Origin of the sequence: Paenibacillus sp. FSL H8-0317 (assembly GCF_045040685.1) — a bacterium.
Taxonomy (GTDB): Bacteria; Bacillota; Bacilli; order Paenibacillales; family Paenibacillaceae; genus Paenibacillus.
Genome location: NZ_CP150294.1, coordinates 4927964 through 4950886, shown reverse-complemented (window position 1 = coordinate 4950886; position 22923 = coordinate 4927964). Strand labels below are relative to the sequence as shown.

The following is a 22923-nucleotide window of genomic DNA, read 5'->3' as shown; positions in this document are numbered from 1 at the left end:
CCATGCTTCGCCGTTTCTTTGCCTATTACAGGCCTTACAAAAAGCTCTTTATTCTTGACTTCAGCTGTGCGATTCTGGTCGCTCTGCTGGAGCTGGCTTTTCCACTGGCGGTCAACCGGGTAGTCGATGATCTGCTGCCAGGCGGTCGCTGGGACTGGATTCTATGGGCATGTCTGGCATTGCTGGGCATCTACTTATTGAATTCATTTTTGAACTTCGTGGTTACCTATTGGGGACACAAGCTGGGTATTAACATTGAGACGGATATGCGTAAAAGTCTGTTTAATCATGTGCAGAAGCTATCGTTCCGTTTCTTCGATAATACGAAAACAGGACACCTCGTGTCCCGCATGACTAACGATCTAATGGATATCGGTGAGATTGCCCATCATGGTCCAGAGGATGTTTTTATCGCGGTGATGACGCTGATTGGTGCTTTCAGCATTATGATGAGCATTAATGGCAATCTGGCCGTGTTAACCTTTATCATTGTTCCGCTGATTATTTATCTGTCGCTCTACTTTGGCAGCAAAATGTCGAAGGCATTCAGCCGAATGTTCGGGGATATAGCGGACTTCAACGCTCGTGTTGAGAACAATATTACAGGTATTCGTGTTGTTCAGGCTTTTGCTAATGAAGAGCATGAAAAAGCACAATTCGCTGTGAACAACGGTCGTTTCCGTCAGACCAAACTAATCGCATACAAAATCATGGCCTGGAACTCCTCTGTCAGTTATATGCTGATGAAGCTGGTATCCCTCTTTGTCCTGGTATGTGGAACTTGGTTTGTGATTAACGGCAGTATGACTTACGGTCAGTTCATTGCATTTATTATGTTGTCCAATGTGTTCCTGACACCGATTCAGAAGATTAACTCGGTTATCGAGACGTATCCCAAAGGGATTGCGGGTTTCAAACGGTATACGGAGCTGCTCGATATGGAACCGGATGTGGAGGATCGTCCAGGAGCTGTTAAGGTATCACACTTGCGTGGGGATATTCGTTATGAACAAGTGACCTTCGGTTATTCGGATCAGGAGCCTGTTCTCAAGGGTATCGATCTAAACGTGCATGCAGGTGAAACGGTGGCCCTTGTCGGTCCATCGGGTGCAGGGAAAACAACGTTGTGCAGTCTGCTGCCAAGGTTCTATGATGTGCTGGAAGGTCGCATCACGATTGATGGTCAGGAAATACAGAACATGACGCTGGACTCCTTACGCAGTCATATCGGTATTGTACAACAGGATGTATTCCTCTTCGATGGAACCATTCGGGAGAATATTGCCTACGGCAAGCTGGATGCATCCGAAGAAGAAATCTGGATGGCCGCCAGACGTGCACAGATGGAACCTTTGATTCAATCGATGCCGGAAGGGTTGGATACGTTAATTGGTGAACGCGGCGTGAAGCTGTCCGGCGGACAGAAACAACGGTTGTCCATTGCCCGTATGTTCCTGAAAAACCCACCGATTCTGATCCTGGATGAAGCCACATCCGCTCTGGATACAGAAACGGAAGCGGCAATTCAGCAATCCCTTGCTGAGCTATCCGAGGGACGGACGACACTGGTCATTGCTCACCGATTGGCTACGATCAAAAATGCAGACCGCATTATTGTCGTTGCTGAACAAGGTATTACCGAGCAGGGGCGCCATGAAGAATTACTCGCAGCAGGTGGGGTGTACAGCCGCCTTCACTATGCGCAGTTTGGCGCGTAACGTATCCGATGTGGATATAATAACGTGGTTATAAGAAATGACGCCATCGTTCATGACTTGGAAGGAGTCATGAATGGTGGCGTTATTTTCTGTTTTATGAATATAGTATGGGTCGAGGGTGCTGAACCGTTGCCTGCCTGTGGTCATGGATATGGAAACGGGTAATATAGTAAAGAGAACGCTTAACGTGTAAGATATGTTCATCATATTGCAAGATGTAGGAGGTGCACGATATGCAGGTAAACGATATGCTGAAAATTCTTATAACCTGTCTATTATTTATTCTGATTTGGTGGCTTCTGACTCAAGGGATTCGCAAACTTTCCAGTACTCGTGCGGGGTCCGGTTTACAACGCTGGGGTGGATGGTCCATTGGACTTTTCATTGTTGGCGCCGTGCCACTCGGTTTTGCGCTATACACAGAGATCTTTGATAAGCGCCTGGATGCCAACATCGGATTGGGGCTTGCCATGTTTTTTGTATGGGCTTATTGTGTGATCTTGTTGTGTGCGGCGTTGGTGGTATGGGGAAGGTACGTGTACAAAAGGGATATGAAGAAGTGAATATTTGGGTTGATCGTGTTGAGCCCGTCAGGAAGTTAAGGTGAGCTAACAGCTGTATTTGTAACAATAAACTGATATGGAACGTTAAATTTAGAAAGAGGTGTTCTTAAAGGGGGATTTACATATGCCCAATCTTCGTCGAGTCCTCATATTGCTCTCAATCCTAATCGTATGCCTTACGGGATGTTCAGGACATATCGAGTGCAACTCTGTGCAGACTCAAGCGAATGCACCAAGTGAAGATGGATTCACTGGTTATGTGGTTGAACGCAAAGACAATTCCATTCTTGTGGTTGATCCTGCGTATGAGGATTTCAGTGCGAACGGAGGAAAAAATCGGTATTATCCGGCAAAATGGTTCTCCAATGCGCCTGATCCGCAGATCGGCTCCTATGTTGAAGTCTGGACGGATGGAGGCCCGGAAAATGAACCCTATCCTGGGCAGGCCAGAGCAGAAAAGATAGCGGTATCTTGTCCAGTGGCACCGGATGGCGCGCATATGACGGATGCCGATGCGATTCGTAGCGGACTTCTTTCACCTGATGCAGAGAACATCCGTGTTCCAATCATTGAGGACAAGCGGTTTGATGCAGATTCAGGGGCATGGACCCTTCTTATTCGAGATGCGATGACAGCGAATGAAGGGCAAGTAGTTCATGTGACCGTGAAGGACGAGAAGCAAGTTAAGATACAAGGCGAAGAATAAGGAGTTCATAGCTTTATGATGGTGGAGAAGCGTGCGTTGCACAAGATATGATTCAAATTGAAAGAAGTGACACGGATTGATTCATTGCACAATATCATGATTTTTGAACCGCCTGTAAGTTCACTTACTGTCCATCATGTATTATGATTCTATAAAAAGGGAAAGGACTCCCCTGCCCATGGAACTATCAAGGTCTCAGCAATTAGCTCAAGAGCATGTAACCCATTATGCAAGAAGCCGTAAAAATGAGGCGGAGCAAACTATTAGAGAAATCCTTCGTATGTCCAACATCGAGATGAAGACATTTGAAAAAGCTATCAATAAACTAAAATGCGCTACACTTTCACCCAGATCGATTAGATCCGAATATGAAAAGCGTGGCTGAAGCACTACTTGAGCAGGGAGTTTATAAAAGTCAGTTTGAGACTTTTTTATCAAATGGAAGTGTCTCCGCATTTTCAGGCGGTGAACGTGACGTTTGGGAGAATAAAATGTTTGGCGGAGCGTACCAAATAAATGGCTCAACCAATAGCGAACGGCCCAAGTATGGGGCACTCAATGTTATGTTACATCCCGATGGACCTGCTCCGCGTTTTGGATCATGTTACTTCCTTTTATCCACTGAGGTCTCTAAGCGTTGCACGTATACATATTTGGATTCTCATCAAGAACCTGAGGGAAAGGGAACGTATGAGGAATTTGACCTCATTTTGGCTGCTCTCATGAGGGATGTATTCTATAGTAATTTTGCCATTGGTGAAAGAAATCTAACGGTTCAAAAGTTAATCGATCATATGCTCGTCAATCTTGAGAAACCATTCCAAAATCCATCAAACCAAGAGCCAAACCGAAATCTGGACCATTATATCGAAGCTCAGGTTCATGGTGATATTTCCCTTGAAAAAGATGTAAAGATGCTTGTTGCCGAACCATCATTTAAAGGCACCCATACAGGAAGAATCTTAGAGCAGATATGTTTAAAGTATTCAATTGATCTCCACTGGCACATGGGCTTTACACTATTGGTTGATGAAGTTCCTATGGATTTTCGAGGTCCTTCGATGCCTTCACTAGCCAAGAGAATTGCAAAAAGTGATTTGATTGATGCAAATATCATTGGTTCTGCAGCTATGGACTTGAAACGAAACCCAAGCCATTGGAGCGATAGAGGAACCTACAAAGAAGTTCTACAAGAGTTAAAATTACTCTGGCATGTCTTAGTGAGATATGGAAAGCCAATGGAAGAGTGAAATAGTACTCTAACGACCTTGAGCGCCTAGCCGTTCAAGGTTGTTTTTTATCATTCAAACGGATTACAGACTATACATTTATCTATGAATCTGCTATCACAAAAACGAACGTATGTTTTATAATTATATTGACTTTTTGTCCTGACAATAATATATTGTTGTCAGGACGAAAAAAGAGGTGAAGCAATGTCCGCCAAAAAGATGGGGCGCCCTAAATCTGACAAACCCAAAAGCAGAACGATCGAGATACGTGTTGACGAGGACATTATGAACAAGCTCGATATTTCGGCTGAGAAGCTGAATACGAATCGATCAGACATCGTTCGCAAAGGGATTGAGAAGGTTTACGACGAACTCCAAAAATGAAAAAAGGAAGCAGCGCAAGTCCCACGAAGAACACGCTGCTTCCTATCACGCAATCACTTGAATGAGCGACTGCATAAATATCCTACCATGTGTAGAACGTTCATTCAAGCGAGGTGCGAATTGATATACAGGAGGATGCACATGAATTCGATATTAGAAGCATTATATAATGGACGACTTCGACCGGATGAGATGATGATGCCGACACATCCTGAATACCAAGCGTTAGGGCGGCAGATTGCAGCTCTGACAAAGCAGTGGAAGAATCGATTGAGCGATGAAGAATTCCGTGAGCTTGAACAGTTATTTGACTTGTGTGGCAGATGTGAGGGCATGCATACCGAAGCAGCGTTTGTACAAGGTTTTCGTCTGGGTGCCAACATGCTAATTGAAGTCATGAGTCAGCGGGAGGAATCGGTGTTGGAGTTTAACTAAGTTTAACGATGTGAGCAGAGATCCGGTTTACTTTTACAGCTAAATTCTCAGGAAATGACGTGCATACAACATACTCATTTTGCATCATAAAATTGTATCATAAATTGATTATAACAAAGCCCTCCAATCCTCTCTGCATTCAACAGCAGGGTTCGAGGGCTTCACTTAAACATAGAGTTAACAATTTATATATAGGGAAAGAGCCTGTTAAACAAATTGTTCCTTAATCCGCAATATTCCCTGCCATCTTCAGACGACGTGCAATTTCCTTAAAGTCTTCTTGCGATATGCCCGGTGCAAATTCTTCCTCGACCGCAGGAGCTTCTGGAATCGGGAATCCTTCAGGTATCCCTTGGATGACTTCAAGAGGTTGTCCATCTTCGGGGTGAGTTCCTTTCCAGATCTGGCCGATCGTGTTGAAATCTTTATCACTATAGGTGTACAGTTTGGTGTGTACCCCTTTTTCTTCATATTTGCGAGCCTCGTTGAAGGCTTTGTTGTTCAGTGAAGGGATAGGAACCAGCTTGGTCACATTTACGCCAGTTGCAATCTCAAGTGCTTTTGCATATGCCACGACATGCACACCGCCACGTACCAGCAGGAAACCAACCACTTCCCGGGCTGCCGGGTGATCCGTCATCTCATATACTTTCATCTTATGGGTACGAGCGCCACATTCTAGGAAGAAGTTATGCAGCAGATCCTCGACCAGATTGCCGCTGTTGAAGACGTTTGCTCCCGTCCATGGATTACCCATAGAGTCAAAAGGCATTGCGCCTTGTGCACCTGCCAGGTAGTGATACGACAGACGAGCATCTTTTACGGAACCTAGCGGTGTGTCGTCGGGTTCTTTGTACTCGGTTGAACCTCTGAGGCATTTGTTAATACCATGAGACACGAGTTCAACATGACCCAATTCTTCTGCCGTAATGCTCATGACGAGGTCATAGAAGGGCTTTAACTTTTCTTTGGATCGAAAATTAAACGATTGATAGAGGTAGTTGTTCAACGTTGACATTTCTCCGAATTTGCCGCCGAGTAATTCTTGTATGGCTGCCGCAGCATTCGGATCTGGCTTCTCGACATTGGGAATCTCAATCAGGATTTCATCCAGGCGTTTGAACATTCGGGTGTAACCTCCTCATATTGGTATTACAGATCGTGTAGGGTTTAAGATCGTGAAGTCACTCTGTCATGGCCTATTACACGTCTATTGGGTTTTTTAAACAAAAAAACAACCAAATGGGACTTAAGCATCGCATAACGCAAGCGCATATTTTCTACCACTTGTTATTTCCTACTATGGTAAAATTTTTGTATAATAAAACATTCAAACAAGTCTTCACGTAGAAGAGAACAGAGTCATGAATCCATAAAGGAGTATGAGATGAACAAGCGTTGGATACAAATAGTTTGGATTGTGATGTTTCTAGTGATTCAGATGTACATAAGCAACGAGCCTGCCACAGCATACGACGTTACGAACGAGGTTCAGGTGGATGAAGCAACGAGGCAGTTACTTGAAAAGAAATACGGGTTGGATCGTCCTCAGGAGCCGAAGACACAACAACACTTTTTCTCAGGTGACTGGGGAATGAGTTTCCGGACAGAGCCTCCTGATTCGTTTGACCGACTTGTTCATGTGATTCCTTTTTCCCTGCGGCCACTGGCCTGGATCTTTCGTTTATTCGTGTAAAATGAAACCCGGACGGGCAATATAACAGAAACATATTGTCCCAAGGAGTGAGTGAAATGAGAATGCTCATCGTTACCGTCATGTCGGTAGTCCTGAGTTTGGCTGGAATTACATCCGGATCAGGGGCCGCTATCCCTGATTATGCGAAGTGGGGAATTATTGCGGTCAAAGAAACACAGACCAAGTATAATGTGGATATTTTGGACTATAAGCATATCGGTCGCACCTCTCTAACAGCGGATCAATCACGGGAACAGTTCAAGTTATGGGTTCGTGCTAAAGACGGCAAGCAATTCGCAGTTTATGTGAATGTTGATTTTAATCCATCTACACAACAGTTAAAGAAAGTACAATTTTCAGAATCGGATCGACACTGATCCGTTATGAACCAGACTGCCTTAATGATTAAGGTGAAAGTCTGGTTTTTTTATTTTACAAAAACCCTTTTTTTACTATTGAATAAAGAACTTATGTTCGCATATAATATAAAATACAAACAAACGTTCTTATCGGAGGGATGATTATGCTAGGGAAATATATTGGCCAGATGGTGGAGCTTGTCTACATGGATCGTGCAGGGCAGATTACGCAGCGACAGATTCGAATTAACAGTGTACGTGGCGGGATGATTAGAGCATCAGCGGGAAAAGAAGGCTCACCCCGAACATTTCTGGAGCAAGGTATTCTGGCATGGCGTCCTGTTACCGATCTGAATGGGGAGGTAAAGTATGCTGAACGACTTTGAACGCAAGATTTTGCGTATTATGGTGAACTATGCAGGGCAACGGCGCAGGTTGCCACGTATGGATGAACTGGAGAACAAGACAGGACGAAGCAGAGCTTACATTCATGAGTCATTGCTGGAGCTTGAACGCACCGGGCACATCGCCTGGGAGAACCGGTCTACTCTGGAAGGGATACAGATTTTGCAGGCATGGGAACAAGTACAACAGCCGGTTCACAAAAGCCAGCCTTCCGGGGACTCCGTAAAATATTTTACGGACTATTAGGGTGTGCTTTCAAACTTAAGCAAGCTATACGACGATGATGGAGGTCAGCATCTAAACAGCCTGGCAGTCCAAGTTGGCTGATCCTGGTGAATGAGCAGATGATTTCTAAGGAACACAGGACGTCTTATTTGGCCTTCCGTTCCTCCTTTTTTAAAATTGTATGGAACATCAGACAAGTTACTTCCCGCAACCCCCTGACAAAAACGCTATAAAAGGCCAAAAATTCTGATATAGCGTGTCTCAGATTCCTTAGATCTCTAAGGTGGCTTCAAATCCTTGAATAAGACGCCTTAGATTCGTCGTGGGTCTGAGTTCGGCTTTCAGTAGGTTTGAAGGCACTTTCTAGGAACATAAGAAAACACCAACCCGGGTAACCGGATCGGTGCTTATTGTGTCATGTGCATCTATTTTAGAAATGGGGAAGTTGGTCCAGGTTGTTGGTTGGGTCACCGTCGGCATCGCCGCGAATGTACATTTCGCCATCCTTGCCTTTAAATACATTCACACCGGCAATAGCGCCAGCCTGTACTTCTGTAAGGGCCTGCTGATAATCCAGTACACGTCCTGCTGAAGTCTGAAAGGCTGTCAGGTCACCGTCACCATTTTTTTGCACGGCTGTGAAACTCTCGCGTGTTGTTTGATCCATGATGTCACACTCTCCTTATATGACCAGATAGGAATCTGCTTACCTGATTAGCCTATCCTAATTCATCGGAAGTATGCACCATATGCTAATAAAGACCTGCCAACGCGGAGGTTTTACAGGCTCTTTCTCATACGAACATGCAGAATATCTGCATCATAAAAAGGTTCTTCCGAAATCACTTCATAACCCAGTTTTTCATAGAATTTCTGTGCCTGACACTGCGCATCCAGTACAGAATAGGATAAGCCGAGTTCACGTGCCAGCTCCTCCATCGCGAGCAGAAGCACACGTCCATAACCAAATGAACGATGAGATTCAAGCACCGCAATCCGCTGCATTTTGGCCGTATCCTTGCTGTAATAGATCAGACGTCCTGTGGCTACAGCTTGCCCATCCGTACTTAACAATACATGATGCACATCTGGACTGATGACATCATATTGATCAATCTCAATCTCCGCAGGCACCTGTTGCTCGATCACAAAAACGTGATGGCGAATTCCCAGGGCTTGCTCCAGTTGTTCTTCTGTTGATACATAACTAATCTCAGCTGCCAATTCCATTCCTTCTTTCTGCTCTTGCGCGACATATCAGACTGAATTATACAAAAAAATGTTTTTCCTGTATAGTGAAGTCTGGAACATACTGGGAGAGGAGGGGGTAGTGATGGGCATGACAGGCATCATGGTAATTACATTGCTAATGTCGGCGGGAATGATTACTCTGTTGTATTACGTTACGAAGAAAGCATACTCACGCAGGTGGGATGAAGATGAGTAATTCACCTGTTAACCTTCACGGCAAGACTTCACTGCTTCCTCGCGGAGAATATACATCTTGAATTACAGAATTGGAGTACACGTCCAGCCAGACGGGCAGAGACTCACCATTTTCATTGGGCTGTTGTAATTGTTGGAATTGTACCGTATGTTCATCCCTCTCCAAGCCACAACCAGTAACGGTTGTAATGAGAATCACAAGCCCAACGCAGGGGAAGAAGCATTTGGTAAATGTATGTTTATTGGATCTTGACCGTTTTGTTATGTTTCTCATAGGGAATTCACCTCGTTGTAGAAATGGTAATCTTTCCTTTATTGTGTACCATTTCGGGTGAATTATAACCAAATAAATCATTGACAATGAACACGGTTACTTGATATGATACTGTTACTTGATTGGGAAACAATTATATACATGATCTGTTAGCTCAGCTGGGAGAGCACTATCTTGACAGGGTAGGGGTCAGTGGTTCGAGCCCACTACAGATCATACACGAGAAGCCTTACAATGTAAGGCTTCTTTTCTTTTTTTACATACAAATAGGAATGCGATTTGCGATAGTTTCAGTTTCTCTCCTCTTTTTAAACAAAACTTAAATAAAACATAAATTCAGCGTAAGGTTCGTCTTCTATACTTGGTTCTGAGGTCAACATAGAACAGGAGAAGGAGAGAACTTATGAATTATTCAAACCCATTTACATCAAAGTTAGCCAGAGTAGGGATCGCGGGTACACTGGCTTTAATACTGGCAACAAGCCCACTTGTCAACATGGGGGTTGTTGCCGCGGAAGCAGACCTAGCGCCTGTATCTACAAAGATACATAACACTCAGAAAGACTCTTTAGAGCAGACCCCGATTCAATACCAGATCCAGGCTCGGTTGAATGAGAAGGACATGACAATCCAGGGGAGCGAGATGGTAACGTATCGCAACACAAGCAAGGATGCACTCCAGCAGTTGGTCCTTCATACATATGCTGATGCAAACCTCTCCAAGTCTACACAGGCGAGCATGTACCAACAGCATAATGAGAAGATTAGTGAAGATCATCCGGAGAAGACAGCGGAGGACTTTCTGGGTGGCATCGATATTCAGGCTGTAACCGCAGATAGCCAATCACTAGGCTTCCATAAGGAAAACCAAGCGTTGACCGTGCAGTTGAAAGAGCCCGTTCAACCAGGCGAATCGGTATCATTCCAACTGGAGTTTCAGTTGAATATACCCTATGGCTCACAGCGAGTGTCCTACTACAAGGACATGATCAATGGTGCACACGGGTTCCCGGTGATGTCTGTATACGACGAGGTTAAGCATCAATGGAACAAGGCACCGTATAGTCGAACATTTGAGAGCGATTATTACACCTCATCGGACTTTAAAGTTCAATTAAATGTTCCTGATGAGTATCAGGTAGCCATGCCGGGCACGATCACCACTCAAAACAGTACAGAACATGGTCGTAAAGTTATTTCTGCTGTGGCCGAGAATACAAGGGAGTTTGTATTCTTTGCTAGCCCAAACCTTCAAGTGGAGAGTGTTACCCGTAACGGTCTGACGGTGGAATACTACTATTACAACGATGATCCATCCAAGAAAAAGATAGTTGACCGCTACATTAATCAGGCATTCAAGGTCATCGATTTTTATAGTGAGAAATATGGCAAGTATCCCTATCCAGAGTTCCGAATTGTCGAGACGTATGTACAAGGCGTTGCCGTGGAGTATGCGAGGCTCATTCAGATGGGACAGATTCAAAATGTTGCTGTTCCAGAAGAAGATACAACATTTGTTCATGAAATAGCGCATCAGTGGTTCCATGCATTGATCGGTAATAACTCGGAGACAGAATCCTTCCTGGATGAAGGCTTTGCTGATTTCTCCATGGTGTATTTTGCCGAGAAACAGGGAGACAAGCTAAATGGGTTCAGATCCATACAGTTTGATACTGCGCCCGTAGATATGGTCATTGCGTCAACAAACGATGAAGCTGGGGATTTGGCAAGTTTGGTATATTATCAGAAGGGGCGACAAGCGATCTATCAGCTTTACCGTTCCGTCGGTGAAGAGAAATTTGACGAGTTCATGAGGACATATTTCAAACGCTACGTGTACCAAAATGCAACGGTAGAGGGGCTGCTCCACACCATTGAAGATGTGCTTGGTAAGGAAGTACGTACAGAAATGCAAATGGCCCTATATCAGCCTAACTTTGTCTTAAAGCCGGAATACCAATTATCACAGGAAGAGACCGCCGCCTATGTACATGACATGTTACAACTACAGTATCAGGCTGTCATGAGAATGATCCCTAATCTGCCTTATGAAGTAATGAATCGATTGATGGACAAAGTCCTTCAAGGCGAGGAATTAACCATTGTACTCAGCGATCAGGTGAGTAAGCTTGCAACTAAACAGCAGGAAGATATGGTTAATCAGTTGATCGGATTCCTTGATATGACCGGTATGAAATACGACGTTATACGGGATCGCAAGGAACTGAAGCAAAAGATGAAAAAAGAGATCGGCAACAGCAACCTTATTGTCATTGGCAATGCCAAGTCAAACGGATTGGTGCAGGCTTTAAAATCCAGCATGATCGATCGGGCGAAACAGACAGGTTTTCCTTGGAAAAATACCATGAATGAACCTCTCGCTGCTGGTGCATATGTTATCAAACATCCCTATAACCAGAATCGATTGATGCTTCATTATTTTTGGAATGAGGATCATCTGAGTGATGCGGCATATGAACCTTTTAAGCTGAAAATACAAGAGTCTGTCGGATTCACTAACGATTTTTACCAATACTATCTATTGGATTACCAAGGCAAGGAGAAATCCAATAAAAAAATAGCGAATCCCATATCTTCATTTTTTGCGGAGTAATAAGTCATTGGTTTTAAAAAGTGAAGAAAGCATCCCTTGTAACACCACGAAATAATTGTTTAAGAGAACATCTATATTGCAGTTTCTTCCTCTAATCAGGTTAGCCAATTGTTATTGGTTAGCCTGTTTAGTCATTTTAACAAAAGCAAACCGATGGTTGCACAACTCACTCCCCTCCATAGAAAAAATATAACCTTCAAAAAGTCTAAAAGGAGATAAAATTTTATGTTGTTTTGCAAACCAGTCTTGGAATATTAGGCCTTAAAATGGGCATGATGCTTTAACAGAAAGGTAACTTCATGAATATACTTATGGTGAGAAAACAATAGGAGGGATTAATATGAAGGATCAACATTATCCTGGCATGCCATGGAAAGAGACAGTCACTGATCACAACGGTAAGGAAAGCAAAGGAATTAACAAAATGAAAGCGTATTCATATAATACAGGCATTCGCTCTATCATTCGTGTTATTCAGGGGCCGGCTGCGAATATGGGTAATGTTGTTGATCTCTCAAATCTACTAAAGGGCGCATCGGAATTAGTATACTTCTCTCCATTGGACATTGTCACCCTGCACGTTAAGGAGGTTGTGTAACATGTCAATGGTTGAAAAAAATATCCAGGCAGAACAGACTGCTAATGTCACAGCCAACAGTTTCACTTCACCTTATGATTATTGCGATGCAGAAACCAGACGGATGTACACGCCTCAATTTGATAAAAAAATGGACAATCCTATCTATACCGCTGCAATGGCGGGTCTGCAATCGATCTATTGGTTTCGGGCGATCAAGGTAAAAGGGCTTATCCCTGATGCAAAAGCAGATTATTATGCTACGTATTCTACCAACCATAATCAAATCGGAGGAATTGGACTAGCCTATTCGAACAGCCCGACAGGACCATGGACCAAACATGGACAAGTGTATCTCGATACCGTGGTTGGGAATTCGACGGAAACTCCATTTGTGATCTGGAACGATGAAGAACAATTGTTCTTTATGTATTATCAACAAAACGGTCTAGGGATCAATCAATCAACGGCACTTGCGACCTCTGTAGACATGATCAACTGGACAAGAGTGGGTTTGATTTTGGACAAACCTCCTGGGTTCCCTGGTGATGGTCATACCGGTTACTTCTCGTGTTTCAGAAATGGCGGCAAATGGATCGGTTTCTCGGTGATGGGCGGTGGTGACTTTGGTCGTAAATGTATCTGGCATTCACATGACGGACGTAGCTGGTTAGCTGATCCAAGGCCATTAATGGGTGGGAATGATGCCACTTTAAGTGCAGGAGAAAACATTTCGAGACCCAATGCTGGTGTATTTATGTACAAAGGGAGTATGTGGTGGCTGGGTATGTTATCAGCTTATGCTTCCGGTGGGGTTACGACAGTAGCTCGGCCTGCCATTGCCAAGATCAGCGCAGACTTTCGTCAACTGCTGGACAAACCTACAGATATATATTTTCCGGCATTGAATTGGGAAACGACCAATATGCAATCCTTGATGGTGTCCGTTATGGACGGCGTAGTGTACGTGTATTACAATACCGATCATAATATCGGTGTAGCCTATTCGGTGGGGGTGTAGAGATGGTTATACGTGATGCAGCGGGTCAGATCGTGCCCTTTGGAAAGGTTCACAAACAGCTTGTGGCCGATTTTCTTTACGGAACGTTACCGGATTGGGTGGAGGTGGTGGGCACCCCTACGTTTGAGCCTTTGCCCGACAGAGGGACCATAACCGTTACAACACCAACAACGGCAGGAGCCACAGCAGAGTTGAAAATGAAACATCTGATTGACAGCTCGAAAGTAACCGCAATTGCAATCACTTTGGAAGCGCTACAATTAAACGGGAACATTGGAATCTCAGTTCAGGTGGGCATTAAATCGAAGGATAGCAAGGCCGGAATCACCTTTTTTCAAAATGTAAATCAGAAGTATGGTATGGTCCGTGCCTATAAATCAGATGGAACGTACACAGATTTTAATCAAAACATGGTGTTCTTCACCACACATGGTGTAGCAGGAGATGAAGCACAGAACCGTAAGAATCTCACTGTGCTGCTCTGTACCGGATTACAGTTCTCACCGGGGTTCGAGAGACCGTCCGTATGGCTTGGTGCGGATGATCAATATGGCGGTGTTGCTGCTGACCTTAGCGGGGGGGTGTTCCAACATGGAGAATTGCAGTGTCTTTTGAAACTAACTACAAGTAAGGCAGAGGCCAAGTATTTCAAATGTGCACAGATGAAAGTGGATATCTGGAGTAACTGATTGGAATGACAAAGAGAATAAATAGATTATCTGCATGGATAGGTGAAAGATATACTTGAAGTAATGTGGTACCTAAACACGGACGCTTTGAAAATGAAGTGCAGTGTTTGGGTACCTTTTATATTTAGAGAAGGTTCATGATTGTACCGCCTGCTGCACCAGCAACGACAACGATCCACGGTGGTACTTTCCAAAAAACGAGCATTAGAAACAACATACATACCAGTGCAAAATCAACAGGAGTTAGGATCGCAGTTGTCCAAAGTGGATCGTACAACGATGCTAACAAAATACCTACAACAGCTGCATTAATTCCGATTAATGCTCCTTGGATTTTTGAACTTTTACATAAAGAATTCCAGAAGGGCAATGCGCCTACGATCAGAAGGAACGCTGGCAAAAAGATAGCAATCGTTGCAACCAAAGCACCGGGAATCCCACGCATCATCGCTCCTAAATAACTGGCAAAGGTGAACAATGGTCCGGGTACAGCTTGTGCTGCTCCATATCCCGCCAAAAAGTCGGACTTGTTCATCAGACCTGTAGGGACAAATTCACGTTCCAGTAACGGAAGTACAACATGCCCTCCACCAAATACAAGTGATCCTGAACGGTAGAAGCTATCAAAGAATAACAGCCATCCCGAATGATCAAATGGTGTGAGTAACGGGAGAAGAATCAGGATTCCAAAAAACATAGCCAAACAGACTATTGCCAAGTTACGACTTACCGGGACAGACAAGTCTGTTGTCTTAATACCTGTCATTTTTCTAAAATAAATCATGCCTATTATGCCTGCAATAACAATAAAAAGGATTGGAGTGAACGCAGTCTGCCACACAAGAGTTGCCGCTGCAGTAAAGATCGCGATGGTTGCCCTGTAACGGTCAGGAGTTAGTTTTTGCCCCATGCCCAATATCGCCTGAGCGACAATAGCTACAGCAACAATCTTAAGGCCGTGAATCCAGCCAGTACTGCTGATATCAAATCCTTGCAGAAGGAAAGCGAACAAAACTAAAACAATGACAGAAGGAAGTGTGAAACCAAGCCAAGCCACCAGTCCCCCCAACAAACCGCTGCGGATGATGCCAATTCCAATCCCGACTTGACTGCTGGCAGGCCCGGGCAAAAATTGACACAGCGCAACTAAATCTGCATAGTTTCGTTCATCCATCCACTTTCTACGGCGAACATATTCTTCATGAAAGTAGCCGAGATGAGCGATCGGTCCTCCAAATGAAGTCAGGCCAAGTTTGGTTGATACAGCCAACACCTCAGAAAGTGCTCTGACTGTATGTTTGGGCTTGTCCGGGGTTAGAAATGAATTATTCTCCAAACGTGTTATTCCTCCTTAACGGTTCGATGCAGGCTATCCAATAACTACATTATAATTCTCATCATCGCTATTCATTTAAACGCAGCATTAAACTATATTATTTTTTATATCAGCTATTTACATACGCAATTTAATTGTGTACAATGTAATTGTTAGCGATGAAATATAGATCAAAATTTAGTCAAAATAAATCTAATCAACTAAAGGAGTTTTCACAAATGAAAACATTATATGAAACAACAGTCATCAATACAGGCGGACGTCAAGGCATCGTACAATCCCCAGATAACGTGTTTATGCTGGATGTTGCTGCACCGCCTGAACTCGGAGGACAAGTGACGACAGCTACTAATCCGGAGCAGTTGTTTGCAGCAGGGTATAGTGCTTGTTTTAACTCCGCACTGGAGTTTCAATTGAAGAAACACAAAGTTGAGATTGAGAGAAGTACCGTAGCTGCAACCGTAATGTTGGTGACGGACTCTGAGGATAACGGCGTGAAGCTTCAAGTCGATTTGGAAGTTAAAATTCTTGGTCTGGACGAGGAGACAGCACAGAAGTTTGTGAAACTTGCCCATGACTACTGCCCATATTCCAAAGGAATTAAAGGAAACGTGAATGTTAACGTGGAACTGGCGTAATCATTGATACTAGTTGTTGTTGTTGATAAGAAACCTCCGAGAAATCGGAGGTTTTTTGGTGTTATTTTGTTCCGTTGTAAGATTTGCTTTGCCCTGAAAAAGCAATATTAATGATTGCGATATACCTATAGGGGGTATAATGATAGTATAAATAGAATTAAAGGAGTGCAGAACATGAAAAAGTACGTATTGACCATATCGACTATATTGATTACAAGCAGTTTGGTTTTGAGTGGATGTGGCAAGGAGACTCGGCAGACTATTAAAAGTAACGATGGCAGTCATACAGCTGCCGCAGGTGAGATGCACCATTCTGAATCGGGAGAGCTACCGGAAGGACTGCACGAAAAAAACAATCCTACCTTCCCAATAGGAAGCCAGGCGCTGATGAGTGCCGACCACATGTCGGGCATGAAGGGTGCGAAAGCAAAGATCGTTGGAGCATATGAGACTACGGTATATGCAGTTACGTATACGCCAACCACAGGCGGAGATCCCGTGCAAAACCATAAATGGGTTATCCATGAGGAAATTGAGGGCCATACGGATCAAGCGTATGCGGCAGGTTCTGAGGTAGTGTTGAGCGCTGATCACATGAAAGGAATGAAGGGCGCCAAGGCCACAATTGACTCTTCTGAACAGACAACGGTATATCTGGTTGATTACACCCCTACAACAGGGGGAGATTCGATAAAGAATCACAAATGGGTCACAGAAGAAGAATTATCTGCTATCGAATAGAACCATTTGTATGAAACAGCCTTTTTAAGCATAAAAGTCAATTTCACACTCAATTATGGGTTATAATGGTATTAAGTTTACACATAACTGCTGAAAGGGGAATGTACTTATGATGGATTTTAGCAAACCACCCCATGGCTCTGAGACCGATACTCACCGTCAGCGTCATCAGGAGAATGAACAGAAATACCTGTCCGGAGGCAAGAGCATTTGGTATGAGATCAGCAACTGGCTCATTCTCGGAGGTATACTCCTTGTCATATTTTTATTATTTAAATACGTTTTCTAAATAGACACACAACCGGGCGAATCCCCATATGATGGACTACATCAGTAAGCACTTGGGGAAATGGGGAATCCGGGATGGCAAAAGCAAAGGGCAAGAAAGCTCCCGCATTAAAGAGTGATAAAATACGTGTATCCATGAAGTTGGTCACTTCGGATGTATGTGAGAGATGTAAGACACCCTGTACACGAGGAATGGATTATGCTGCACGTATGAGAATTGAAGGGGCTTTAGGCAAGGGCGTTCCCTGTATATTGACCCGCCATACTTCTTCATAACTCTTCGTATAATCCCGTATATATAACAATTATAGATCAGGGGCATCCTTTAATGAGGATCGCCTCTTTTTGTGCATTCCAAGGGGTGGAAAAAATTCTGGATAAAAAATGAAAAATGATGAAAAACAGCGCAACTTTGTGGATGAATCTGCAGTATAAATGTACAACAGCTAGCAGCAGGGGAGGGAATATTGACGGGATGAAATGGAAACGAATATTGCTTTGTGTCACGGTATTCTCCTTGCTCGGCGGGTCTTTATTGTTTGCTGACTCAGTGAACGAGAAGATTCGTGTTCTCATTAACGGCAAGGAAGCAGCTGATGGAGGTTATCTCATTGATGGAACGACCTATGTACCTGTAAGAGAAGCCGGAGGCGTCGTCAAATGGGACAGCATTAACAAGAGAGTAACGGTGATCAAACCGAATGTACATATTTTTCTCTTCAAGGGAGACACTGTATTTGGCAACGTTAACGTAGGTAAGCTGAAATTCAATGTATTTTCACAAGTGGACAGTCTGACAGCAGATGTAGCTGCGGTGAAAGTAACGATTACCAATCCAAGCGGTCAGGTGAAGGATATCCAGTCACAGGAGCTTACGACACAGAAGGATAACTTCTGGTTCCGCACATATGATTTTACGTATGATTTCAGTCGTGCTGGCAAGTATCAGGTTGGCTTTCATATTAAAGAAAATGCAAACAGCAGCTACGTCCTGGTAGCGGAGAAAATCATTACAGCGCTGAACGATTGAAGCGAAAATAACCCTGTGAGTTAAATTGACCTGGGTCATTGAACATGTTACGATATGCAAGGTTACACAATTTCTATTTATAAAGCGAGGTATTTCAATGAGCGATCACACACATGAACACGGCGATGGCTGCGGATGCGGGCAAGACCACGACCACGACCACGAGCATGAAGAAGTCCTTCTCACATTAACAGACGAGAACGGCCAAGACGTGGAGATGGTTTTGGTGGAGACGTTTGACGTGGAGAAGCATGTTTATGCGCTCCTGCTGGAACGTAACAATCCTGAAGCTGACGGCATCATCCTGCGTATGGAAGAAGAAGACGAGGAAATGGTGCTCTACAATATTGAAGACGAAGAAGAGTGGAACCGCGTTGAAGCGGCTTACAACGAACTCGTTGCATCACAAGAATAGTCATTCTTTTGGAACATAACATGAAGGCTCCTTGATCTCAGGGGGCCTTTTGTTTGTTTTTAAGAGGTATACGAGCATGTACACCACCGGTTTGAACGACGAAATAGACGGGAAAATGCAAACTCGTTTGTCCCATAAAATAAAAAAAGGACCAAGCTTAAGGCTTGGTCCTTCAAGTTTATTCCATTCACAGGGTGATGGAGTTGTTTTAGAAAATGGCATCGGCTTCCACGATCACTTTAACGTTGGTTACGCTGCGATCTTCGGGTCCTTTGACGGGTAATCCAACTTCAACATGATCGATGATGTAGTCGATGTTTTCCTGGGTGATAACCTCACCCGGTAACAGGATTGGAATTCCTGGCGGATAGACATAGATGAATTCCGAGATAATACGTCCCGCGGATTCCTTGAACGGAATCACTTCGGTATCACCGTAGAATGCATCGCGTGGAGTCAGCATCAACTGTGGAATGTCCGGTACTTTTACGACCAGTTCATGGGCCGGGTTCACTTGATAATAGGTACGGGAGAGATCCTGCAAAGCGTTCAGCAAGATATCCACACTGTCATCCGTATCTCCTGGCGTGATGAGACACAGAATATTGTACATATCACTAAGTTCGACCTCGATGTTGTAATGTTCACGCAGCCAGTTCTCTGTCTCATATCCTGTAATACCCAGATGGCGAACATGGATCGTTACTTTGGTTGGATCATAGTTGAAGGTCGCTTCTGTACCCAGCAACTCTCTACCGAAGCAATACAGTCCATCCATATCGTTAATCGAACGTCTGGCAAACTCAGCCAGTTCAATCGCCTTCTGTGCAATCTCACGACCGTGGAGTGCCAGGTTACGTCTTGATGTATCGAGTGAAGCAAGCAAAATGTATGAAGTTGATGTTGAGGTGAGCAGACTCAGGATCGTCTGTACACGCTGCGGGTTCACGAACCCATTCTTCGTGTTCAGGTTGAGTACGGAACTCTGTGTCATGGAGCCACCAAGCTTGTGAACACTGGTTGCAGCCATATCGGCACCTGCTGCCATTGCAGACAACGGCAGATCCTCATGGAAATGAATGAGTACGCCATGTGCTTCATCAACAAGTACAGGGACTTGGTAGCTGTGTGCAAGCTCAACAATCTCTTTCAGATCGGTAACCACGCCGTAATAGGTCGGGTTAATTACAAGCAATGCCTTGGCATCTGGATGACGCTCAAGTGCGCGACGGATAGACTGTGTAGTCACTCCATGGTCAATGCCCAGATTGGCATCTTGTGAAGGAGAAACAAATACGGGTTTGGCGCCTGAGAAAATAATCGCGGACAAAACCGATTTATGCACATTACGGGGCACAATAATTTTGTCACCCGGTGAACATACAGACAGAATCATGGTCATAATGGCACTGCTTGTGCCTTGTACACTAAAATAGGTATAATCGGCTCCGAAGGCATCTGCTGCCAAAATCTGTGCTTCCTGAATGACACCGGTTGGCTGATGCAGGTCATCCAACGGTGCGATGTTAATCAAATCTATGGAGAAGGCATTATCGCCAATAAATTCACGGAATTCGGTATCCGCTCCCAATCCTTTTTTATGGCCCGGAATATGAAACTGTACCGGATTGAGTGCCGCATGATTTTTTAAAGCGGTAAACAGCGGCGTACGGTGGTGATTCATCAGTGCTGTCACAACCCTTCCTAATAAAATTGGTAAACAAAGATGAGTATAGCAAATTAAGAACCGAATGCAACAGTATAATCGACAATTTTTTAAATTGCCGAGATTTGGGCACATTCCCCACGGTTACACTAAGGATAGGGAATAGGCAAATGAACACCGAAAGGGGAAAAAGAATGCAAACCGACACAAAACCAGCCAAAATTTTGCGATCACCATTTTTTATCGCGATGTGGCTGACACTTTTTCTAGTTGAAATTATCAAAGGAGCCCTGTTGGTAGCTGTTTTGCCCGTGTATATGGACAATATACTGGGTCTGTCTGCAGGCGTCATTGGTGTGGCATTTGCTCTTCAATATCTGGGTGATAATCTGTTCCGGGCGCCTTCCGGCTGGGCAGCAGAACGGATCGGGTTCCGCGCAACGATGGTTACAGCACTAATCTGTACCTTAATCGCTGTTATTATGATCCTTTTTCTCAAAAGTGCCTTTGGACTGGCCATGGCCTGTCTCATTCTTGGCATTGGTACGTCACCACTATGGCCTTGCGCCATGACAGGGGTGACTGCGATGTCAGGCCCACAGAACAAGAATGGTACAGCAATGGGGGCGCTGGAGATGGCTGCTCTCGGGGGAACGGGGCTTGGACCTATAGGCATGAACTGGCTGCTGGAGCGCACGCATCATGATTATCGAACCATATTCCTTGTGCTGATGGGTTGTGCCATTCTCGTTATTCTGGTGGCCATGATTCTTCCTGGACGTGTCATTGTTGAAGGGGAGCATGCCGAGCAAGCAGCGAAGAATAGTGATATGAAATATCCAGCCAAACCGAATCTGCTCACGCCGTTCATCCGGCTGCAAAAGAGTGTGAAGGGCACACTGCAAAGGGTACGCAGCACGCTTAATGTTAATCCGCTCGTGTATCCTGCCTTGTTTATGCAATCGTTTGTCATTGGGCTGCTCAGTCCAGTAATCACGCTATATACACGCACAGACCTGCACATCTCACCGAACCTTTACAGTTTGTTGCTGATTGCGGGAGGCGGAATAACCGTTATTGCCTTGCTGCCTGTAGGTAAAATGGTAGACAGGTTTGGTACTAAACCATTCCTGAACGTTGGTTTTTTGATGGCGGCGGCGAGTCTGTTCGCATTCTCCTCCATAACATCCATTCCGGTGGTGTTTGGTGTTGTCATGCTGGTGGGCATCAGTTATGCCATGATTTTGCCCGCTTGGAATGCTTTTGTAGCCACACTGATTCCCAAAGGAGAGCGGGGAGCAATCTGGGGATTCTTCCTTACATTGCAGGGATCAGGCATGGTTGTAGGCCCCATTGTTTCCGGACTGCTGTGGGACCACGTGAGCCATCCGGCCCCATTCATTGGCAGTGCCATCGTCATGGCAGGACTTGCCGTTGTGCACTTTGTGTTATCCCGCAATCCGTTTCGCACCGCTCCAGCCAAATAAGCAAAAGAAAAGGGAGTTCCACCAACCGTCTTGGTTGTGGAGCTCCCTTTTTCGCGTCCATTATATCACGAGAATCGGGGGCTTGCCCCTGTGCGTCTGCGGAAAGCTGCAATCCTGCGGTCCTTTCGGTGAAAAATAGTCAAATAACCAAGTACCCTTACATAAAATGAAGTATAAAATAGGGTAAGCCGATTGAGTAGAAGCGATTGAAGACGAGGGCCGGAGTTGATCCGGTACAGATGGAGGGAGTGCCGTGAATAAGAGTTATGAAGTTGAATATTGCAATCTGGAGCTGCGGTTCAACCGTCGGCATATCCAAAATTTGATCAGAGACCTTATTCGTGAGGGATATTCACTATATTGGAGCGAGGACGAATCCTTTTTTATCCTGTCAGTCCGGACCGGCCGCAAGCTGGTAAAGCTCCGCTTTCAACAGACACGCACGGGGAACTACAAGATGACTGGGGATTACATCATTAAGGATGCAAAACTTGCAGAGTGGCTGGAGAAGCTGATTGGAGATACACGCGGGCATGCAGTTGTGAAGCGGTTCAAGGATCAACAGATGACCGTGGAGAACATTTTATTCGGTGAAGTCATTCGGCTCGTGGAAGTCTCTGGGTTCAAACAGCGTGTGATTTTTCAAAAGGAACCTGCGCCGACGGCGGAAGAGATGGAAGAAATGTTCCTCTCGCGTGAAGGCGAGGAAAGGCTCATGTTGCTGCGCATGGAAGTGGACGATGAACTGGAGCGCCTCTACATGGCCATGCAGATGGATAATATCGAAAAAGCAAATGCTTGCCGTGAAGTCTTAAAACAGTTGTCTGGACATCTGTTAATGTTGGAAGGATGACAAGATAAGGCCGTATTTATGAAAATACGATGAACACCTCAGCAGATTGGGGTGTTTTCTCGTTGCGTAGCTGTGCCACGGGGTTCACTTCTATACATAAAACCGTTAAAATGGGAGTATTGTTG

General features: G+C 44.6%; 26 protein-coding genes, 1 tRNA gene and 1 pseudogene. 22 read left to right on the top strand and 6 right to left on the bottom strand.

Annotated elements, in window-relative coordinates; genetic code table 11:
- The first annotated feature begins 2 nt into the window (after nucleotides 1-2).
- The 6 genes and pseudogenes from MHB43_RS22210 (at nucleotide 3) to MHB43_RS22185 (ending at nucleotide 5038) form a co-directional block, all read left to right on the top strand.
- A complete protein-coding gene (locus tag MHB43_RS22210; protein ID WP_145322952.1) occupies nucleotides 3-1718 on the top strand; it encodes an ABC transporter ATP-binding protein in 1716 nt (571 codons plus the stop codon).
- A gap of 233 nt (nucleotides 1719-1951) precedes the next feature.
- Nucleotides 1952-2281 carry a hypothetical protein gene (locus MHB43_RS22205; RefSeq protein ID WP_336761679.1) on the top strand — a complete coding sequence of 110 codons (330 nt, stop codon included), beginning with the start codon at nucleotides 1952-1954 and terminating at the stop codon, nucleotides 2279-2281.
- A 124-nt stretch (nucleotides 2282-2405) separates the two neighbouring features.
- Nucleotides 2406-2987, top strand: a complete 582-nt coding sequence (locus MHB43_RS22200) for a DUF3221 domain-containing protein (protein ID WP_405117999.1) — start codon at nucleotides 2406-2408, stop codon at nucleotides 2985-2987.
- Between the two features lie 178 nt (nucleotides 2988-3165).
- Nucleotides 3166-4237, top strand: a pseudogene (locus tag MHB43_RS22195) (DUF3626 domain-containing protein).
- Between the two features lie 186 nt (nucleotides 4238-4423).
- Nucleotides 4424-4603, top strand: coding sequence for a ribbon-helix-helix domain-containing protein (locus MHB43_RS22190; protein WP_405117998.1), 180 nt, complete (start codon nucleotides 4424-4426; stop codon nucleotides 4601-4603).
- Between the two features lie 141 nt (nucleotides 4604-4744).
- Nucleotides 4745-5038 carry a DUF6809 family protein gene (locus MHB43_RS22185; protein WP_405117997.1) on the top strand — a complete coding sequence of 98 codons (294 nt, stop codon included), beginning with the start codon at nucleotides 4745-4747 and terminating at the stop codon, nucleotides 5036-5038.
- A gap of 223 nt (nucleotides 5039-5261) precedes the next feature.
- On the opposite strand, the gene MHB43_RS22180 is transcribed toward MHB43_RS22185, so the two are convergent.
- Nucleotides 5262-6164, bottom strand: coding sequence for a manganese catalase family protein (locus MHB43_RS22180; RefSeq protein ID WP_036614750.1), 903 nt, complete (start codon nucleotides 6162-6164; stop codon nucleotides 5262-5264).
- Nucleotides 6165-6425: 261 nt separating this feature from the next.
- Here MHB43_RS22180 and MHB43_RS22175 point away from each other — a divergent pair, with 261 nt between their 5' ends.
- From MHB43_RS22175 to MHB43_RS22160, 4 genes are all read left to right on the top strand, one after another.
- Nucleotides 6426-6734: a hypothetical protein gene (locus tag MHB43_RS22175; RefSeq protein ID WP_405117996.1), complete on the top strand. Its 309-nt coding sequence runs from the start codon at nucleotides 6426-6428 to the stop codon at nucleotides 6732-6734.
- 56 nt (nucleotides 6735-6790) lie between these two features.
- Nucleotides 6791-7111, top strand: a complete 321-nt coding sequence (locus tag MHB43_RS22170) for a DUF3889 domain-containing protein (protein WP_405117995.1) — start codon at nucleotides 6791-6793, stop codon at nucleotides 7109-7111.
- A 146-nt stretch (nucleotides 7112-7257) separates the two neighbouring features.
- Entirely contained in the window at nucleotides 7258-7479 is a 222-nt protein-coding gene (locus tag MHB43_RS22165; RefSeq protein ID WP_017687387.1) for a hypothetical protein, read from the top strand.
- Nucleotides 7463-7744 carry a hypothetical protein gene (locus MHB43_RS22160; protein ID WP_405117994.1) on the top strand — a complete coding sequence of 94 codons (282 nt, stop codon included), beginning with the start codon at nucleotides 7463-7465 and terminating at the stop codon, nucleotides 7742-7744. Before MHB43_RS22165 ends, MHB43_RS22160 begins: the two co-directional genes overlap by 17 nt.
- A 409-nt stretch (nucleotides 7745-8153) precedes the next feature.
- Here the strand turns inward: MHB43_RS22160 and MHB43_RS22155 are convergent, their stop codons facing one another.
- From MHB43_RS22155 to MHB43_RS22145, 3 genes are all read right to left on the bottom strand, one after another.
- Nucleotides 8154-8390, bottom strand: a complete 237-nt coding sequence (locus tag MHB43_RS22155; protein WP_105410271.1) for a DUF3892 domain-containing protein — start codon at nucleotides 8388-8390, stop codon at nucleotides 8154-8156.
- 113 nt (nucleotides 8391-8503) lie between these two features.
- Complete coding sequence (locus tag MHB43_RS22150; RefSeq protein ID WP_036614958.1) at nucleotides 8504-8947, bottom strand: GNAT family N-acetyltransferase; 444 nt, start codon at nucleotides 8945-8947, stop codon at nucleotides 8504-8506.
- A 238-nt stretch (nucleotides 8948-9185) separates the two neighbouring features.
- The gene (locus MHB43_RS22145) at nucleotides 9186-9443 is read right to left on the bottom strand and encodes a hypothetical protein (protein WP_405117993.1); all 258 of its coding nucleotides are present in this window, start codon (nucleotides 9441-9443) and stop codon (nucleotides 9186-9188) included.
- Between the two features lie 143 nt (nucleotides 9444-9586).
- Between MHB43_RS22145 and MHB43_RS22140 the strand changes: the two genes are divergently transcribed.
- From MHB43_RS22140 to MHB43_RS22120, 5 genes are all read left to right on the top strand, one after another.
- A tRNA-Val gene (locus tag MHB43_RS22140) sits at nucleotides 9587-9659 on the top strand.
- A 187-nt stretch (nucleotides 9660-9846) separates the two neighbouring features.
- Nucleotides 9847-12057, top strand: coding sequence for a M1 family metallopeptidase (locus MHB43_RS22135; protein WP_405117992.1), 2211 nt, complete (start codon nucleotides 9847-9849; stop codon nucleotides 12055-12057).
- Between the two features lie 340 nt (nucleotides 12058-12397).
- Nucleotides 12398-12655: a hypothetical protein gene (locus tag MHB43_RS22130; protein WP_405117991.1), complete on the top strand. Its 258-nt coding sequence runs from the start codon at nucleotides 12398-12400 to the stop codon at nucleotides 12653-12655.
- A gap of 1 nt (nucleotide 12656) precedes the next feature.
- Complete coding sequence (locus MHB43_RS22125) at nucleotides 12657-13655, top strand: hypothetical protein (protein ID WP_405117990.1); 999 nt, start codon at nucleotides 12657-12659, stop codon at nucleotides 13653-13655.
- A 2-nt stretch (nucleotides 13656-13657) separates the two neighbouring features.
- Entirely contained in the window at nucleotides 13658-14344 is a 687-nt protein-coding gene (locus MHB43_RS22120) for a hypothetical protein (protein ID WP_405117989.1), read from the top strand.
- A gap of 124 nt (nucleotides 14345-14468) precedes the next feature.
- On the opposite strand, the gene MHB43_RS22115 is transcribed toward MHB43_RS22120, so the two are convergent.
- Nucleotides 14469-15680: a chromate transporter gene (locus MHB43_RS22115; protein ID WP_405117988.1), complete on the bottom strand. Its 1212-nt coding sequence runs from the start codon at nucleotides 15678-15680 to the stop codon at nucleotides 14469-14471.
- A 218-nt stretch (nucleotides 15681-15898) separates the two neighbouring features.
- Between MHB43_RS22115 and MHB43_RS22110 the strand changes: the two genes are divergently transcribed.
- The 5 genes from MHB43_RS22110 (at nucleotide 15899) to MHB43_RS22090 (ending at nucleotide 18792) form a co-directional block, all read left to right on the top strand.
- Nucleotides 15899-16318, top strand: a complete 420-nt coding sequence (locus MHB43_RS22110; RefSeq protein ID WP_017687397.1) for an organic hydroperoxide resistance protein — start codon at nucleotides 15899-15901, stop codon at nucleotides 16316-16318.
- Between the two features lie 174 nt (nucleotides 16319-16492).
- The gene (locus tag MHB43_RS22105; RefSeq protein WP_405117987.1) at nucleotides 16493-17059 is read left to right on the top strand and encodes a YdhK family protein; all 567 of its coding nucleotides are present in this window, start codon (nucleotides 16493-16495) and stop codon (nucleotides 17057-17059) included.
- Between the two features lie 109 nt (nucleotides 17060-17168).
- Nucleotides 17169-17348 (top strand): hypothetical protein, encoded by a 180-nt coding sequence (locus MHB43_RS22100; protein WP_017687398.1) that lies wholly within the window; start codon nucleotides 17169-17171, stop codon nucleotides 17346-17348.
- A gap of 474 nt (nucleotides 17349-17822) precedes the next feature.
- The gene (locus MHB43_RS22095; protein ID WP_405117986.1) at nucleotides 17823-18377 is read left to right on the top strand and encodes a copper amine oxidase; all 555 of its coding nucleotides are present in this window, start codon (nucleotides 17823-17825) and stop codon (nucleotides 18375-18377) included.
- 97 nt (nucleotides 18378-18474) lie between these two features.
- Nucleotides 18475-18792, top strand: a complete 318-nt coding sequence (locus MHB43_RS22090; protein ID WP_036614722.1) for a DUF1292 domain-containing protein — start codon at nucleotides 18475-18477, stop codon at nucleotides 18790-18792.
- Between the two features lie 208 nt (nucleotides 18793-19000).
- On the opposite strand, the gene MHB43_RS22085 is transcribed toward MHB43_RS22090, so the two are convergent.
- Entirely contained in the window at nucleotides 19001-20476 is a 1476-nt protein-coding gene (locus MHB43_RS22085) for an aminotransferase class I/II-fold pyridoxal phosphate-dependent enzyme (RefSeq protein WP_047844430.1), read from the bottom strand.
- A gap of 176 nt (nucleotides 20477-20652) precedes the next feature.
- Between MHB43_RS22085 and MHB43_RS22080 the strand changes: the two genes are divergently transcribed.
- Entirely contained in the window at nucleotides 20653-21945 is a 1293-nt protein-coding gene (locus MHB43_RS22080) for an MFS transporter (RefSeq protein WP_405117985.1), read from the top strand.
- A 253-nt stretch (nucleotides 21946-22198) separates the two neighbouring features.
- Entirely contained in the window at nucleotides 22199-22798 is a 600-nt protein-coding gene (locus MHB43_RS22075; protein ID WP_405117984.1) for a hypothetical protein, read from the top strand.
- The last annotated feature ends 125 nt before the right edge of the window (nucleotides 22799-22923 follow it).